A 15,114-nucleotide genomic window follows, 5' to 3' on the forward strand; every position below is an offset into this window, starting at 1 on the left:
GGAGGCCAGGCCTCCCGTTTTCTTTTGCGATGCATGCCGGCGTCAGAGATTCTTGCGCGAGGAGATCAGCAGGTTGCCGAACAGCAGGCCTGCGACCAGCGCCATCACCACGTTGGTCACCGCCAGCAGCGCCGATTGCCCCACGCCCACGTCCTGCTGCTGCACCAGCGTCAGCAGGCCGCGCAGGCTGGTGCTTCCGGGCACCAGCATCAGGATGCCCGGCACGCGGATCAGGGCGCCTGGCCGGTTGGCCCAGCGCGCGAAGGCGTTGCCCGCCGCGGTCAGCGTCAGCGCCGACAGGAAGATCCCGACCGGACTGCCCCACGCCTGCCCCGCGTACCGCGAAATGCTGTAGCCGGCGATCGCCGCCGCCATCACCCAGAAGTAGTCGCGCTTGTGCGCCTTGAACAGCACGGCGAACGCGTAGGCGGCGAACACCATCGCGGTCCACTCCACCCATTCCGGCTGCGGCCGCGACGCACGCACATCCGGGTACAGCCCCAGCAACTGCGCCAGCGTCACCGCGATCATGCTGCCCACGGTCAGCTTCAGCACCGTCGCCATCGCACCGGCGAAGCGCGCCACGCCGGACACCAGGTGCTGGCTGGTGAGTTCGTTCACCGAATTGGTCAGCGCCATGCCGGGCAGCAGCACGATGAGCGAGGCGATGATCACCGTGTTGAGGTTCAGCGGCGCGATGAAGTTCGCGACCAGGATCGCCACGAAACCGGCCACCAGCGCCGAGATCGCATCGCTGGCCTCCTTCATCTTCGGTCGCCGCGCGATCAGTTCGCCCAGCACGCCGATGATCACGCCGATCAGTCCCGCCGTGGCCATGTCCAGCCAGGGCAGCCGCCACAGGCCGGCGACGGCGGCCGCGGCCAGGCCGGACGCGAAGACCTGCATGACGCGCCAGCGCACGCTGGGCGCACGGTCCAGCGCACGCAGTGCGGTATGGCCCTGGGCGATGCTCATCTCGCCCGACGACACCGCGTCGGCGATACGGTCCGCTTCGCTCAACTTGTGCAGGTCGGTTTCACCCGGCGCGAGGCGGATGACACGCGTGCTGTCGCTCGCACCCAGCGGCCGCGAAGGGTCGCTGAAGCTCAGGATCAGGCCGGTCGGGTTCGACCAGGGTTCGCAGTCCAGGCCCAGGCGCTGGGACAGGCCCACCACCGTGCCTTCGAGCCGCTGCGCGGTGGTGCCATAGCTGTGCAGGCGCCCGGCGATCTCGCAGACGAAGGCGATGCGCTGGGCGTAGGTCGCTGAAATGAGCATGTCGTCGGCCATCGGCACAGTATCGCCCAAGGCAGCGCACGATGGCTTCATGCGCGGCCGCTTACACTTTGCGCGGAAGGGACATGCAGGGGGCTGGGTGGGGATCGGCGAAGCCATGGCGCTGGGCAGCGCGGCCGCGTGGGCGGTCGGCGTGATCCTGGCGCGCCAGCTCGGTGCGCATCTGCCGCCACTGGCCCTGAACCTGCTGAAGAACGGACTGGTACTCGCCGTACTTGCGCCGGTGGCACTGCTCGTGCATGCCGGCGACTGGCCCGCACTGCCGGCGCGCGACGTGGCCGTCGTGCTGGCCAGCGGCGTCATCGGCATCGCACTGGCGGACACGCTGTACTTCCGTGCGCTCAACGAGCTGGGCGCGGGCCGCATGGGCATCATCGGCAACCTCTACAGCCCGCTGGTGCTGCTGCTGGGATTCGTCTTCCTCGACGAGCGCCTGGGCATCGCGCAATGGCTGGGCTTCGGCCTGGTGGCGATGGGCGTGCTGCTGGTCAGCCGCCCGCCGGGGGAATGGCGGACGCATCCGCAGCACACGGCACGCGGCGTGCTGCTCGGCTTGCTCGCGATCGCCCTCATGGCCGTGGCCATCGTGATGGTGAAGCGCACGCTGGAGACCCAGCCGCTGCTGTGGGTGACGCTGCTGCGCCTGCTGGGCGCCGTCGCCGGCCTGCTGCTGGTGGCGACCCTGCCGGCCATGCGAAGGCGCATGCGCTTCGTCGCCAGCGACGTGCCATGGCACCGCCTGGTGCTGGCGGCAGTGATCGGCCAGGGACTGTCGATGGTGCTGTGGCTGGGTGGCTACAAGTACACCAGCGCCTCGGTGGCTGCGATCCTCAACGAGTGCGCGTCGGTCTTCCTGGTCCTGCTGGCCGCCGTGTGGCTGCGGGAGCCGCTGGGCCGTCGCGCCGTCGTAGGCGTGCTCCTCACGTTCAGCGGGATAGCCTGTATGCTCCTTGGCCGAGCGACGCCATGACCCCCACCCTTGCCCGCCCGCAGTACGAAGCCGACCCCTCCGACCCGCAGCGCGTGCGGCTGGCCGGCGATTGGACGTTGGCCAGCGCGCTGAGCGTCGCCGACCAGTTGAAGACGTTGCCCGATGCCGTCAACCGGCTGGATGCGACGTCGATCAACCGTATCGATTCCGCAGGCGTGCTGCAGTTGCTGCGCTTCGCCAAGCGCCGGGGCATGGAGCTGTCGGACATCGAATTCCGTACCGACCACCAGGCGCTGGTCAGCACCATCGAGGACGTCGCCGACGACCGTCCGCCGCGCAAGCGCGACTACGGCTTCCTCGCGGCCCTTTCGCGCCTGGGTTATCGCGTTCACGAGAACGGCCAGGAAATCGTGGCGCTGTTGAGCTTCACCGGCGAGAACCTGGTGAAGCTGGCGCGCATGGTGAAGGAACCGAAGCGCTTCCGCCCCACCGCCACCGTGGCGCACATGGAAGCGGTCGGCCTGGACGCGGTGCCGCTGGTGATCCTGCTGTCGTACATGGTGGGCGCGGTGATCGCCTTCCTCGGCTCCACCGTGCTGCGCGATTTCGGCGCCGAGATCTACGTGGTGGAACTGGTCAGCATCGCTTTCCTGCGCGAGTTCGCGGTGTTGATGACCGCCATCGTGCTGGCCGGCCGTACCGCGTCGGCGTTCACCGCGCAGATCGGCGCGATGAAGAGCCGCGAGGAGATCGATGCGATCCGCACGCTGGGCCTGGACCCGATCGACCTGCTGGTCATCCCGCGCCTGATCGCGCTACTGGTGATGTTGCCGCTGCTGACCTTCATCTCGATGATGGCGGGCCTGGCCGGCGGCGTCACCGTCGGCGCCTTCGATCTCGGCATCCCGCCGCAGATGTACATCGCGCGCATGCACGACACCATCGAGGTGACGCACTTCCTGGTCGGCATGTCGAAAGCGCCGATATTCGCGCTGGTGATCGGCCTGATCGGTTGCCTGCAAGGCCTTCAGGTGGAAGGCACGGCGCAGTCCGTAGGCGAGCGCACGACCTCCAGCGTGGTGCAGACCATCTCGCTGGTCATCATCCTCGACGCGCTGGCCGCGTTGTGGTTCATGCACATGGACTGGTGACGGCGCATGGACGAGGACACTCCCATCATCCAGGTGCGCGGCCTGGTCAACCGCTTCGGCGAACAAACCGTGCACGAAGGGCTGGACCTGGACGTGCGGCGCGGCGAGATCATCGGCGTGGTCGGCGGTTCGGGTACCGGCAAGTCGGTGCTGATGCGTTCCATCCTGGGCCTGCGCCAGCCGAACGAAGGGCGGATCAGCGTGCTGGGCGAAGATGCGCGCTCGGAGGACCCCGCCGCGCGGCAGCATATCGAGCGCAACACCGGCGTGCTGTTCCAGGATGGCGCGCTGTTCTCGTCGCTGACGGTGGGCGAGAACGTGCAGGTGCCGTTGAAGGAACATCATGCCGAGTTGCCCGACCGCTGGCGCTACGAACTGGCGCTGCTGAAGGTCAAGCTCGCCGGCCTGCCGGCCGACGCGATCAACAAGCTCCCTTCACAGCTGTCCGGTGGCATGCGCAAGCGCGCCGGCCTGGCGCGTGCGCTGGCGCTGGATCCTCCGCTGCTCTTCCTCGACGAACCCACGGCGGGCCTGGATCCGATCGGCGCCGCCGCATTCGACCGCCTGATCAAGACGCTGCAGGAAGCCCTCGGTTTGACCGTCTTCCTGATCACGCACGACCTCGACACGCTGTACGCCATCTGCGACCGCGTCGCGGTCATCGCCGACCAGCGGATCATCACGGTGGCACCACTGGCGGAGGTCGAGCGTTTCGACCATCCCTGGGTACAGGAATACTTCCACGGTCCCCGCGCGCGCGCCGCGCGCGACGGACGGCAGGCCCACGGGCCTCTCCACACGCAAACGGCGGTCTGATCCATGGAAACACGCGCCAACTACGTCCTCATCGGAGCCTTCACGCTCATCATCGCCGCGGCCTTGCTGCTGTTCGGCCTGTGGGCGGCGAAATACTCCTCCGAACGCACCTGGCAGGAATACCAGGTGGTGTTCCGCGAAGCCGTGACCGGCCTGACGGTCGGCAGCCCGGTGCAGTACAACGGCATCGCGGTCGGCTCGATCACCAAACTGTCGCTGGCACCGAACGATCCGCGCCAGGTTATCGCGCGCATCCGGGTGGAGTCGTATACCCCGGTGAAGACCGACACCCGCGCCAAGCTGGCGATCACCAGCCTGACCGGCCCGACCATCATCCAGCTCAGCGGCGGCACCCCGCAGGCACCGACGCTGACCAGCGTGGACACGCGCGAGGCCCCGGTGATCCAGACCGCGCCGTCGGCGCTGCAGAACATCACCGATACCGCCAACCGCATCGTCGAGCGCCTGGACCAGGCGCTGAGCGACAAGAACGTCGCCAGCATTACCGCCACGCTGGAAAACCTGGAGTCGATGAGCAATTCGCTGACCAGCCGCGAAGACGGACTGGAGTCGCTGATCACCAGCGCCCGCGATGCCGCGCAGAACCTGGACAAGACGCTCACGACCACCAACGGCACCATCGAACGCCTGGACCAGAACCTGGTGCGCGAATTGCCCGGCATCCTCGACAAGCTGGACAAGACGTTGGCGAAACTGGATTCCGCCGCCGGCAACGCCGACGCGATCCTCGGCGAGAACCGTGCCGCGATCAGCAGTTTCGCCAACGACGGCCTCGGCCAGCTCGGCCCCACCCTGACCGAGCTGCGCGGGCTGGTGCGCGACCTGCGCCGGGTCAGCGACCGTCTCGAAGGCAATCCCGCGCGCTACCTGCTCGGCCGCGACGCACCCAAGGAGTTCGACCCGAAATGAAGCCGCTGCGTCTTTCCTTCGCCCTCCCGGTCGTCCTCGCGCTGGCCGGCTGCTCCATCCTCGGCAGCGAACAGCGCGATCCCGTCACCATCTATGCCCCCGACGTCCGCGTTCCCGCACGCGCGGAGTGGCCCGCCGTCGCCTGGACGCTGGTGATCGCCAAGCCCACCGCGGCGCGCGTGATCGACAGTCCTCGCATCTCCGTTCGCCCGACGCCCGGCGAATTGCAGGTCTACCGGGGCGTCTCGTGGGCGCAACCGGCGACCGACATCCTGCAGGATGCAGTGCAGCGCACGCTGGAGGACTCCGGACGGATTCCCGCCGTGGCCAGCGCGGACGCCGGCATCCTCGGCGATTACAAGCTGGTGATGGATCTGCGGCGGTTCGAGGCCGATTACGCCGGCGGCGCGCAGCCCTCGGCCGTGGTCGAGGTGAGCGCCAAGCTGGTCAACAACCGCGACCAGCGTGTCGTCGCCTCGCGCACGTTCCTGCAGCAGAAGCCGTCAGCCAGCGTGGACGTCGCCCAGGTAATGACGGCATTCGACCAAGCGCTGGAAGCGGCGACCGCCGACATCGTCGGCTGGGTGCTGGTGTCCGGCAACGGCGACCCGAACGCTGCGCGCTGACCCTGCGGCGCGTCAGCGACGGCGCGCCGGATCGATCCAGCGGAACGTCAGGTTGATGCGCGGCGCCACCGGTTTCGCCGTACGCGGCAATGCATGCCGGTAGTGGTGTTGCGTGTCGCCCGACATCACCAGCAGGCTGCCGTGCGGCAGCGCGATCGCCGACCGGAGCGCGGGATCGTCGCGATGCCTGAGCAGGAACCGGCGCACGCCGCCCAGGCTGACGGACGCGATCACGGGCCGCGGCCCGAGTTCCGGCTCGTCATCGCTGTGCCAGCCCATCGCATCGCGGCCGTCCCGGTAGAGGTTGGCCAATACGCTGTTGAACGGGGTATCCAGTTCGTCCTGCAGGCGTTCCCGCAGGCCGGTCAAGGCAGGAATCCACGGATGCGGCTCGAAATCGGTGCCGGAATACCGGTAGACGGCATCCGCATCGCCGATCCACGCGCTCAACCTCGGCGAATCGACGGCGCGTCCGAACAGGCGTATGCGGTGCACGCTCCACGGTAGCGACCGGTACAGCACATCGAACAGGCCGTCGGCCTCCACTGCGGACAGCCATGCGGGCCGGTAGGCGAGGCGTGCGCCCGGCAGTGCTTCATTGCATCCATCCGCAGGGAGCGGCAGGGGTATGGTCATGGCGACGATGCTCGCGGATTTGCCCCGTCCGGCGCAAACGCCGAAAATGCCGGGAGCCTAACGCCATGCTGGAGCCGAATCCGATGTCCGATGTCGAACGCGATGTGATGGAGTACGACGTCGTCACCGTCGGCGCGGGGCCGGCGGGTCTCGCCTTCGCCATCCGGCTCAAGCAGCTGAACCCCGACATCTCGGTCTGCGTGATCGAGAAGGCCAGCACCATCGGCGCGCATATCCTGTCCGGCGCCGTCATCGAACCGCAGCCGCTCGACGCGCTGCTGCCCGGCTGGCGCGACACTCCGCCACCGATCTGCGTGCCCGCGACGGACGACGAATTCTGGTACTTCAGCAAGGACGGCGGCCGCAAGTTCCCGATGGTGCCGCCGGGCATGCGCAACCACGGCAACTTCATCGTGTCGCTCGGCGCGATGTGCGCGTGGCTGGCACCGCAGGCCGAAGCGCTGGGCGTGGAGATCTATCCGGGCTTCGCCGCCGCCGAGACGCTGCACGACGATGATGGCAAGGTCGTCGGCGTGCGCATCGGCGACATGGGCATCGCGAAGGACGGCAGCCACAAACCAGGCTACACGCAGGGCATCGACATCCGCGCAAAGGTCACCGTGCTGGCCGAGGGCGCGCGCGGCCACCTGACCAAGCGACTGGTGAAGCGCTTCGCCCTGGACAAGGACAGTGACCCGCAGGCGTATTCGATCGGCATCAAGGAACTGTGGCAGGTGCCGGAAGGTCGCGTCACGCCCGGCAAGATCGTGCACACACTCGGCTGGCCGGCCAGCAACGACATCTATGGCGGCAGCTTCCTGTACCACCTGGACAACCACCAGATCGCGCTGGGCTACGTCAGCGGCCTGGACTACAAGGACCCGGAATACAAGCCGTGGGAAGCCTTCCAGCAATGGAAGAACCACCCGCTGATCAAGCCACTCCTGGAAGGCGGCAGCATCCTGTCCGCCGGCGCACGCGCCATCGTCACCGGCGGCTGGCAGTCGCTGCCGAAAGTCGAGATGCCAGGTGCACTGTTGATCGGCGACACCGCCGGCCTGCTCAACGTGCCCAAGATCAAGGGCACGCACCAGGCGATCCGCAGCGGCATGCTGGCCGCCGAGCACCTGATCGCCTCGCAGCTCGCGCCCGAAGGCTTCGATGCGAAGCTGCGCGCGTCCGATGCGATGGCCGAGCTGAAGTCCGTTCGCAACATCAAGCCGGGTTTCAAGAAGGGCCTGTGGTTCGGCATGGCCAACGCCGCATGGGAAACCGCTACCGGCGGCCTCTCCCCGTGGACGCTGAAGGTGAAGCCCGACTGGTCATCGCTCGACAAGGTCGGCGACCACGAAGAACCCAAGCGCGACTACGTGGACCGCACGCTGGCCCCGCGCGACCGCCTGCAGGGCGTCTACTTCGCCGCCACCGAACACGACGAAGACCAACCCGTGCACCTGCGCGTGCACGACACCTCCGTCTGCGTCACCCGCTGCGCCGACGAATACGACAATCCCTGCACGCGCTTCTGCCCCGCCGGCGTCTACGAGATCGTCGACGACGGCACCGGCAAGCGCCTGCAGATCAACGCCGCCAACTGCGTGCACTGCAAGACCTGCGACATCAAGGACCCCTACCAGATCATCGACTGGGTGACGCCGGAAGGCGGGTCGGGACCGAACTACCAGAACCTGTAGGAACTCCGTGCCGAATCCCCTGTCCCGCCGCCTCCGCACCACGCTGTTCTACGCGCTGCGGACCGCGTTCCGCCTGACGCCCATGCCGCAGGGCACACGCGACCGGTTGCGCGAACGTTTCCTGGACACGAAGGGACACTGGGTGCCGGAGGGTCCGAAAGGGCAGGCCCCGACGGGCGAGCTACCCCGCCGTCCTTACGTGCGCTCCGACGAACGCGCCATCGGTTACGTGCCCTACGAAAAGGGTGAGCTGCCTGATCCGCTGCCCGCCACGCTGGTTGCGTTCTACCTGCCGCAGTTCCACACCATCCCCGAGAACGATGAGTGGTGGGGCAAGGGCTTCACCGAGTGGCGCAACGTCACCCGTGCCCTGCCGCAGTTCGAAGGCCACTATCAGCCCAAACTGCCGGGCGACCTTGGCTTCTACGATCTACGCAATGTCGAGGTCATGCATGAACAGGCGCGCCTCGCCCGCGAGTACGGCATCAGCGCGTTCTGCTTCTACTTCTACTGGTTCGGCGGCAAGACCCTACTCGAGACACCACTGCGCAATTGGCTCAACGACAAGACCATCGACCTTCAGTTCTGCCTCTGCTGGGCGAACGAGAAATGGACGCGTACCTGGGATGGCCGCGGCGATGAGATCCTGATCGACCAGAAGCATTCGCCCGAGGACGACATTGCGTTTATCGAGCATGTCGCGGAGTACATGCGGGATCCGCGGTATCTGCGGATCGATGGGAAGCCGGTGCTTCTTATTTATCGTCCAGGCTCACTTCCTGACGCCATCGCAACTGCAGGTCGCTGGCGTCGTTCCTGCCGTGAGAATGGTGTGGGCGAGATTCATCTTGCGTACGTCCAAAGCTTCGAGCGTCAGCCCCCGGCTTCGTTCGGCTTAGATAGTGCAATTCAGTTCCCTCCAAATATGTCGTCTGCTAAGCCGTTTGGTGATGGCATTCATCTAGTCAATCCAGACTACGCAGGTAGGATCCACGATTGGCGCCAACTTAACAGGGACTTCGAGGAGTCTCTAAGCTCGTCCACGGGCTACAGGCTGTTTCCCGGGATCAATACTGGTTGGGACAATGAGCCGCGCCGTCCGGGGCGCGGTACAACGTATGCATGTTCTGCACCTTTCCGTTACGAGCGCTGGCTCCGTCGCAGCGTAGAGTGGGCAACGGCACAGCAGGACGAAACACCGATCTTCATCAACGCTTGGAACGAATGGGCAGAAGGCGCCTTACTGGAACCCGAAGCCCGATCTGGATATGCACACCTATCGAGCACACGTCTAGCGCTTTCCAAGCAAGGGCCACTCCCGATCAGGCCAATTGTCGTGCTCCATGCATGGCACTTGGATGTTTTAGAGGAGATTTTGGATCAACTCCACAAGTGCAAGGTTCCTTGGCAACTGGAAGTCTCCACCACGCCCGAGAAGGCTCAAGCTGCCGTAGACATACTGAGACAATGTGACCTTCAGCATCGTTTACACGTTATCAGTAACAGAGGTCGGGACATTCTGCCGTTTCTCGAGATCACTTCGCTGCTAGTGCGAGAAAGGGAGCAATTGATTCTTAAGCTCCATACTAAACGGTCCCCACACAGAAGCGATGGAGACGAGTGGAGGCGCGAGCTCGTTTCCAATCTTGTGTCGGGATTCCGTGCTCAAAAGATACTTGATGCGTTCTCTCAGGATCCGAAAATGGGGCTTGTGGCGCCTGAGGGACATGTCCAACCCATGAACTATTACTGGGGCGCTAATGCACCTGCCGTGTTGCAGCTGGCGAGTCGTTTGGGCCTATCACTTACGGGCGTCAGTGAGTCCGAGTTCGTGTCTGGCAGCATGTTCTGGGTTCGCCTACAAGCGATCCGGCCGCTGCTCGAAATCGGTCTGACACGCTCAGATTTTGAACAGGAAAAATCTCAAGTCGACGGCACTATGGCACATGCGATCGAACGCCTCATCGCTCCGTGCGTCGCTTCGGAAGGCTGGAAGTGGACTACCGCTGCACACATCATGGGTCAATCTATGCCCGGTCGTATGAGTTCATATCGGTACGCCAAGCGCAACGGGGAACAACGCAGCTAAAAAAAGGGTCCGCGTGAGCGGACCCTTTTACATCTAACAACATCAATCGCGATCAAAAGCTTGAGAGCACATTCCAGCCTGCACCATATGCCCTGTTTAAACTTTGACCGTTGAAAGACGTGCCCGTACTAAACCACATGGCGATTTGGCGAGACGCATTGCCAATCAACAAATCCGCGTTTCCGTCGCCATTAAAGTCACCTGTGCCCAGAATGCCATAGCCTGCAGGCAGCACATATCCAGTCGCACGTGTCAATTCCGCACCGTTCATCTGCCAGGTCTCAAACTGCCCGGAAACGGTATCACGCCAAATGAGATCCGATTTTCCATCGCCGTTTATGTCCACTTGGCCAATGGCGACCCAGCCTGCACCGTATCGCCTATTTAGTGCTTGCCCATTGAAACCGCCGTTACCGGTGCCAAACCACATAACCAGATCGCGCGACGTGTTGCCGATCAAAAGATCACTAAAACCATCGCCGTTGAAATCGCCTGTCGTGAGAATCGTATAACCAGCCGGCAAACTATAACCTCGGGCCTGAACAAGCGCGGCACCATTCATTACCCAAGTTTCAAACTGACCATTTGAGCTATTCGACCAGAGTAGATCAGATCTTCCGTCCCCATTAACTTCAAAGTTGCCGGTGGCGCTCCAACCGGAACCATAGACACGCGCAAGTGATTGACCACGGAAACCAATTCCGTTACCGAACCACATCACTGTGTCGCGTGCCGAGCTCGTCAACAGCAGGTCCGCATAGCCGTCACCGTTGAAATCACCAGTCGTCATGATTCGATAGCCAGTGGGCAACGCGAAACCACTCGCCCTCTGCAACGTGGCGCCACCCATCATCCAAGTCTCGAACTGACCCGCAGCATCACTTTTCCACAAGATATCGGAAGCGCCACTGGCATTGAAGTCCGTCGTAACCTTCTGTGCAAAGAAGGGACGCACATCCAGGTCAGCTACCCATCCAGCGCCATAAATACGATTGAGCGCCTGACCGTTGAATGAGGTACCAGTGCCAAACCACATGAATAATTCGCGCTGACTATTGGACAGCAGTAGATCTAGCTTACCGTCCCCGTTGTAGTCACCGGAGCCAAAAATTTCGTAGCCAGCAGGCAACGAGTAGCCGGTCGCAGCGGATAACGCGTAGCCATCCATGACCCAGGTTTCGAACTGTCCGGTACTGTCGTTACGCCAGAGCAAATCCGACTTGCCGTCGGCGTTGACGTCCACTGCGCCCGTGACCGTCCACCCGAGCCCATAAACCTTACCTAAGCTCTGACCATTGAAAGAAGTTCCCGTACCGAACCACATCACCAGTTCACGAGATGGGCCACCCAGCAACAAGTCACCAAAGCCGTCACCGTTGAAGTCACCGGTAGTCAGCACCGAGTAACCGGCGGGTAAATTGAAACCGGCGGCACGGGTGAGCGTTGCCCCATTCATCACCCAGGCCTCAATAGCGCCTGTAACGTTATTCTTCCAGAGCAAATCAGATTTGCCATCACCATCGAAGTCGATTTGGCCGACAGCTGACCATTCAACTCCATAAGTACGATTCAAAGACTGCGAGGTAAATGTCGTTCCATTACCCATCCACAGGACCAAATCGCGTGCAGCACTTGTGAGCAGCAGATCGTTGAAGCCATCGCCGTTGAAATCACCAGAGGTCATAACCCGGTAACCCAGAGGGAGCTGAAAGCCCTTGGCGGATGACAGAGTTGCACCATTCATAGTCCACGTTTCAATCTGGCGCGACTCAGAGCGCCAGAGGATGTCTGAGACTCCATCATTATTGAAATCGTTGCGACTCTTTCCGACAAATGGCACGACCGTAGCCCGGAAGGTTGCCACGACGGGAATCGTCTGGTTCAGACTACGCGCATTGTCCTCACTGTTTGCAAGACCACAGACCAAGTTCCCCGCCGCACCGCACGTACTCTTTAGCGGGGTAGAGAAAATACGATGAGCAATCTGGCCTGTGTCACCATAAGCCATCACGGTGTAGAAGTTACCCGTCGCCGCACCAGTCTTGTAGCCAAATGAATATGGGTAGCGCCCATATTGAAGTGTACCGTTCGCCGCTGTTGAATTCGCACGATCATGTGCAGAACCCATCAGATGTGCTGCTTCGTGCACCAGCGTTTCGTCCGCGCAATAATACGTTTTCCCATCTGTGCCCGTGTCGTAGCCATCGCTGATGACCGCATAGCCCCAAGCCGCATCTGCTGAGCTAATAGCTGTTTGGTTTGCGCCGTTCAACCAAGCGATACCGCATCCTTCATTTTCCGGCGTATTGAACTTACGCACCAGCACTGCGATATCGGCGCCGTATTGGTCGCGTGCGGTGCGTAGCGGTGCAAGGGATGCCGGAACGGTGACAGGGGAATTGCCAGTACTTCCCGTCAGCTCTTGAAGGGCCGATTGATTAGTAGTGGTATCGGTATAGTTGACCTGCACCGCGTTAACGATTCGCAGGTAACCGTTGATATCGCTGTTTGAGAAAGCCTGATTGCCAACTTGAATCAAGTACACCAAGCGTGTAGCTGCACCAGATGCGCCGTTATTCGCTGAGGCAAACTCTGAGGTGTAGCCAATCGCTACATCGATCGTGTTAGCAGAGGTCGGCGGCGCGGCCTGTGCAATTGCGGTGGCGCCCTGGCTAACTTGGGCCGACTGGCTCACGGCCGCGGCCATCGACGAACGTAGCGTGGCGGCCTCGGGAATCATCACATCCACATGTCCCTTCGTCGCCGACACCACCTTGGAAGGGTCGGTCTGGACTGCGAACACGGCGCCATTACGGGTCTGCAGGCTCAGCGCCGGCTTGCCGTTGGCTTGGGGGATCGAACCGAATACCGCCTTCTCGCCGAAGGTGATGATGGCTTCCTGCATCGGATCGCCGCCGATTACGCGGCCGATCCAAGTCCAGTTGCCGTCGATCTCCTCGACATGGCGCTCGTATCGCAGTTTGACCTGGCTGCCATCGGGCGACGGCACGGTCATTTCACCAGTGGCGATGCCCTTGAAGGCGTGCGCTTCACTGATGGCGGTCGGGAACCAGGTGTATGCACCCTCCTGCTTGGTGGGCGTTGCCTTGTTCGGATAAGACAGCAGCGCACCACGGTCAGGTGCATTCGCGATCGACGCGCCGATCGCACGCGCAAGCGGGAGCGCGGTCGGCAATCCGCCGGTCGGCTTGCTCGCCGCAACACCACGCATCCCTGCCATGCCCGATTCGGGGCTTTCTCCACTGCACCCGGCCAAAACCAACATCAAGGCGCAAGCGCCGACCCGGAGTTTCATACATACGCCTCTGGAAAAAAACGGATAAAGCCCCTGAACTAACACTATAGCCCACCCGTCGGGCCGCAAATAGCCAACAGGTTCGCCTCTCCGTGTTATCGGCCGGAAAACGTACAGCTGAAAGTCATACGTGCACAATCACGCAGAGCAACCGGACCTGCGTCACGGCTTTACGTGACTCAGGAGCGGGGACGGAAGGGGACCCCGGTACCAGCGACCAGTTCCGCTTCGGTTACGCCATCGGCCATTTCAACCAGGACCAGGCCTTCGGGGGTGACATCGAACACCGCCAGGTCCGTGATGATCCTGTCAACGACGCCCACGCCCGTCAGCGGCAGGTCGCACTTGGGCAGGATCTTGTGGCTTCCATCCTTGGCCACGTGCTCCATGAGCACCACGATGCGCTTGACGCCGGCCACCAGATCCATGGCCCCGCCCATGCCCTTGACCATCTTGCCGGGGACCATCCAGTTGGCCAGGTCGCCCTTGTCGGTCACCTGCATGGCGCCCAGCACGGCCAGGTCGATGTGGCCACCGCGGATCATGGCGAAGGAGTCATGGCTGCCGAAGTAGCTGGCACCTGCGCGGGCGGTCACGGTCTGCTTGCCGGCGTTGATGAGGTCGGCGTCGACCTCGTCCTCGGTCGGGAACGGACCGATGCCGAGCAGGCCGTTTTCCGATTGCAGCCAGACATCCACACCGGCCGGGATGTGATTCGCGACCAGGGTCGGCAAGCCTATGCCCAGGTTGACGTAGGCGCCATCGGTCAGTTCGCGGGCGGCGCGCTGCGCCATTTCATCGCGGGTCCAGGGCATCACTTGTCTCCTTGGCGGACAGTCCGCTGCTCGATGCGCTTTTCGGGGTTCGGGTTGTGGACGATGCGGTCCACGTAGATGCCGGGCAGGTGGACGTGGTCAGGGTCGATCGCACCGATCTCCACCACCTCTTCGACCTCGGCGATGCAGACCTTGCCCGCCATGGCACATGCCGGATTGAAATTCCGGGCCGTCTTGCGGAAGACCAGGTTGCCGGCCTTGTCGGCCTTCCAGGCCTTGACCAGGGATACGTCTGCGATCAGGGCGGTTTCCATCACATACCAGTGCTCGCCGAACTGGCGGGTCTCCTTGCCCTCGGCTACCACCGTGCCGTAGCCGGTACGGGTGAAGAAGGCCGGGATGCCCGCGCCGCCCGCGCGCAGGCGCTCGGCCAGCGTGCCCTGGGGATTGAACTCCAGCTCCAGCTCGCCGGACAGGAACTGCCGCTCGAACTCCTTGTTCTCGCCCACGTAGGACGAAATCATCTTCTTGATCTGCCGGGTTTCCAGCAGCAAACCAAGGCCGAAGCCATCCACCCCGGCATTGTTGGAAATGGCGGTCAGGGCCTTTGCGCCACTGTCGCGGAGCGCACCAATGAGCGCCTCCGGGATGCCGCATAGCCCGAAGCCACCCACCGCGAGGGTCTGTCCGTCCGCCACGACACCCGCCAGCGCCGCCGCCGCACTGGGATAAAGCTTCTGATTGCCTCCGGAGCCGGGATTACCCGCCATGGCACGATCCATTCGATGAGGAAAGCCTGCATTCTACCCAGCGCTCCCCGGCCGACACAGGTACTTTCGGGCAATGGGAATCC

General features: G+C 63.2%; 12 protein-coding genes. 7 read left to right on the forward strand and 5 right to left on the reverse strand.

The window, feature by feature from the left end:
- Positions 1–42: 42 nt before the first annotated feature.
- Positions 43–1,290, reverse strand: a complete 1,248-nt coding sequence (locus tag V7060_RS15635) for a threonine/serine exporter family protein (RefSeq protein WP_334180170.1) — start codon at positions 1,288–1,290, stop codon at positions 43–45.
- Between the two features lie 103 nt (positions 1,291–1,393).
- Here V7060_RS15635 and V7060_RS15640 point away from each other — a divergent pair, with 103 nt between their 5' ends.
- From V7060_RS15640 to V7060_RS15660, 5 genes are read left to right on the forward strand one after another with little or no spacing between them, the layout of a single operon-like run.
- Entirely contained in the window at positions 1,394–2,266 is an 873-nt protein-coding gene (locus V7060_RS15640) for a DMT family transporter (protein WP_334180171.1), read from the forward strand.
- Positions 2,263–3,378 (forward strand): MlaE family lipid ABC transporter permease subunit, encoded by a 1,116-nt coding sequence (locus V7060_RS15645; RefSeq protein WP_334180172.1) that lies wholly within the window; start codon positions 2,263–2,265, stop codon positions 3,376–3,378. Before V7060_RS15640 ends, V7060_RS15645 begins: the two co-directional genes overlap by 4 nt.
- Positions 3,379–3,384: 6 nt before the next feature.
- Entirely contained in the window at positions 3,385–4,194 is an 810-nt protein-coding gene (locus V7060_RS15650; protein WP_334180173.1) for an ABC transporter ATP-binding protein, read from the forward strand.
- A gap of 3 nt (positions 4,195–4,197) precedes the next feature.
- Positions 4,198–5,124 carry an MlaD family protein gene (locus tag V7060_RS15655; RefSeq protein ID WP_334180174.1) on the forward strand — a complete coding sequence of 309 codons (927 nt, stop codon included), beginning with the start codon at positions 4,198–4,200 and terminating at the stop codon, positions 5,122–5,124.
- Positions 5,121–5,750 (forward strand): ABC-type transport auxiliary lipoprotein family protein, encoded by a 630-nt coding sequence (locus V7060_RS15660; RefSeq protein ID WP_334180175.1) that lies wholly within the window; start codon positions 5,121–5,123, stop codon positions 5,748–5,750. The genes V7060_RS15655 and V7060_RS15660 overlap by 4 nt, the downstream gene beginning before the upstream one ends.
- Before the next feature lie 12 nt (positions 5,751–5,762).
- On the opposite strand, the gene V7060_RS15665 is transcribed toward V7060_RS15660, so the two are convergent.
- Entirely contained in the window at positions 5,763–6,386 is a 624-nt protein-coding gene (locus V7060_RS15665) for an alpha-ketoglutarate-dependent dioxygenase AlkB (protein ID WP_334180176.1), read from the reverse strand.
- A gap of 65 nt (positions 6,387–6,451) precedes the next feature.
- Between V7060_RS15665 and V7060_RS15670 the strand changes: the two genes are divergently transcribed.
- Together V7060_RS15670 and V7060_RS15675 are read left to right on the forward strand one after the other, a co-directional pair.
- The gene (locus tag V7060_RS15670; RefSeq protein ID WP_334180177.1) at positions 6,452–8,080 is read left to right on the forward strand and encodes an electron transfer flavoprotein-ubiquinone oxidoreductase; all 1,629 of its coding nucleotides are present in this window, start codon (positions 6,452–6,454) and stop codon (positions 8,078–8,080) included.
- Between the two features lie 7 nt (positions 8,081–8,087).
- On the forward strand, positions 8,088–10,169 hold the full coding sequence (locus V7060_RS15675; protein ID WP_334180178.1) for a glycoside hydrolase family 99-like domain-containing protein: 2,082 nt from the start codon (positions 8,088–8,090) through the stop codon (positions 10,167–10,169).
- Positions 10,170–10,221: 52 nt separating this feature from the next.
- Here the strand turns inward: V7060_RS15675 and V7060_RS15680 are convergent, their stop codons facing one another.
- The 3 genes from V7060_RS15680 to V7060_RS15690 all read right to left on the reverse strand — a co-directional run bounded on the left by V7060_RS15680 (position 10,222) and on the right by V7060_RS15690 (position 15,031).
- Entirely contained in the window at positions 10,222–13,485 is a 3,264-nt protein-coding gene (locus V7060_RS15680) for an FG-GAP-like repeat-containing protein (protein ID WP_334180179.1), read from the reverse strand.
- A gap of 179 nt (positions 13,486–13,664) precedes the next feature.
- Positions 13,665–14,300, reverse strand: coding sequence for a CoA transferase subunit B (locus V7060_RS15685; RefSeq protein WP_334180180.1), 636 nt, complete (start codon positions 14,298–14,300; stop codon positions 13,665–13,667).
- Positions 14,300–15,031 (reverse strand): CoA transferase subunit A, encoded by a 732-nt coding sequence (locus tag V7060_RS15690; protein WP_334180181.1) that lies wholly within the window; start codon positions 15,029–15,031, stop codon positions 14,300–14,302. Before V7060_RS15690 ends, V7060_RS15685 begins: the two co-directional genes overlap by 1 nt.
- Between the last annotated feature and the right edge of the window lie 83 nt (positions 15,032–15,114).

This window comes from Pseudoxanthomonas sp. (assembly GCF_036845285.1).
Classification (GTDB): Bacteria; Pseudomonadota; Gammaproteobacteria; order Xanthomonadales; family Xanthomonadaceae; genus Pseudoxanthomonas_A.

Bases quoted from the DNA above. Each gene is read 5' to 3' on its own strand.
- V7060_RS15635 (WP_334180170.1), bottom strand. From the start codon at position 1,290: ATGGCCGACGACATGCTCATTTCAGCGACCTACGCCCAGCGCATCGCC.
- V7060_RS15640 (WP_334180171.1), top strand. From the start codon at position 1,394: ATGGCGCTGGGCAGCGCGGCCGCGTGGGCGGTCGGCGTGATCCTGGCG.
- V7060_RS15645 (WP_334180172.1), top strand. From the start codon at position 2,263: ATGACCCCCACCCTTGCCCGCCCGCAGTACGAAGCCGACCCCTCCGAC.
- V7060_RS15650 (WP_334180173.1), top strand. From the start codon at position 3,385: ATGGACGAGGACACTCCCATCATCCAGGTGCGCGGCCTGGTCAACCGC.
- V7060_RS15655 (WP_334180174.1), top strand. From the start codon at position 4,198: ATGGAAACACGCGCCAACTACGTCCTCATCGGAGCCTTCACGCTCATC.
- V7060_RS15660 (WP_334180175.1), top strand. From the start codon at position 5,121: ATGAAGCCGCTGCGTCTTTCCTTCGCCCTCCCGGTCGTCCTCGCGCTG.
- V7060_RS15665 (WP_334180176.1), bottom strand. From the start codon at position 6,386: ATGACCATACCCCTGCCGCTCCCTGCGGATGGATGCAATGAAGCACTG.
- V7060_RS15670 (WP_334180177.1), top strand. From the start codon at position 6,452: ATGCTGGAGCCGAATCCGATGTCCGATGTCGAACGCGATGTGATGGAG.
- V7060_RS15680 (WP_334180179.1), bottom strand. From the start codon at position 13,485: ATGAAACTCCGGGTCGGCGCTTGCGCCTTGATGTTGGTTTTGGCCGGG.
- V7060_RS15685 (WP_334180180.1), bottom strand. From the start codon at position 14,300: ATGCCCTGGACCCGCGATGAAATGGCGCAGCGCGCCGCCCGCGAACTG.
- V7060_RS15690 (WP_334180181.1), bottom strand. From the start codon at position 15,031: ATGGCGGGTAATCCCGGCTCCGGAGGCAATCAGAAGCTTTATCCCAGT.